This window comes from Rhodococcus sp. 114MFTsu3.1 (assembly GCF_000383555.1).
Lineage (GTDB): Bacteria > Actinomycetota > Actinomycetes > Mycobacteriales > Mycobacteriaceae > Rhodococcoides > Rhodococcoides fascians_E.
In genome coordinates, this window is the sequence record NZ_KB911578.1 from 1 (window position 1) to 1,097 (window position 1,097).

1 protein-coding gene and 1 pseudogene are annotated in these 1,097 nt (G+C 60.1%); both read left to right on the forward strand.

Features of this window, described 5'->3' with window-relative positions:
• The first annotated feature begins 27 nt into the window (after positions 1–27).
• Positions 28–825: an ABC transporter permease gene (locus H292_RS0126630; protein ID WP_019668066.1), complete on the forward strand. Its 798-nt coding sequence runs from the start codon at positions 28–30 to the stop codon at positions 823–825.
• A gap of 170 nt (positions 826–995) precedes the next feature.
• A pseudogene (locus tag H292_RS28290) lies at positions 996–1,097 on the forward strand (ABC transporter ATP-binding protein); the annotation flags it as partial.

Below are 1,097 nucleotides of genomic sequence, written 5' to 3' on the forward strand. Positions count from 1 at the left end.
TTACAAGGCGATGGGTGGTGCTCTCTGATGGGTGTGTTGGCTGCGGAACGTATCAAGATCACCTCGACGAAGTCACCCTGGTGGTGCACGATCGCCATCATCGCCCTCGGGTTGGGGCTTGCCTTCGCGGTGGGACTGGCGGCCAAACTGGGTCTGCAGTCCTACAACAACCAGATCGCCGAGGGCAACAAACCCGAATTCGAGCCCTACCTACCGTCGGTCTTCGAAGTGGTCGGCAGTGGCGTCGGCGGCATGGGGCTCATGGTCCTCATGATCCTGGCTGCGCTGACGGTGACCAGCGAATACCGCTTCGGCATCATCAGAACCACGTTCCAGGCGGTCCCGAACCGCGCCGCAGTGCTGGTCGCGAAAGCGTCGCTCATCGGTGTGTTCGGTTTCGTGCTGACGTTCGTTCTCGGACTGCTGGCGTTCTACATCGGTAAGGCAGTCGCCGGACCGGATGCAGGCGCTCTGCTGAGCTTCGACATCGACGGCACCTGGCGAGCGATCTACGGAACCGCGATCCTGGCCTTCCTGCAGGTGTTCATCGCCGTCGGAGTCGGTGCGCTTCTTCGCCAGTCCGCAGGCGCCATCGCACTGCTGCTGCTCTGGCCGCTACTGGTCGAGTCGCTGTTCGGACTGTTCGGATCCTTCGGCCGCGCGATCCAGCCGTTCCTGCCCTTCGGAAACGCCAGCCACTTCCTCGGTGAAGCCGGAGGCGTCGACTATCACTGGGGACCGTGGGGAAGCCTGGTCTACTTCGCGATCTTCACCGCCGTCGTGTTCGGTGCAGCATTGCTGGTCGTCAACCGCCGGGACGCGTGAGTGTAAAGTAATACAAACCGCAAAGAACCTCCGAAGGAATACCTTCGGAGGTTCTTTGCATCTCAGGGAAAACCCTGACGAAATTCCGCTTTCCGTCATCCGTGAGAACGACTCGAAAGAATACTTCCGAGCGATGCGGTACGAACCGGAACAGGGCAGTATTTCCGTTCATGATCGAAGTGACGGGGTTGACGAAGCAGTACGGTGCGGTGAAGGCGGTCGATGATCTGTCTTTTTCCGTGAAGCCGGGGATTGTGACGGGTTTTCTCGGG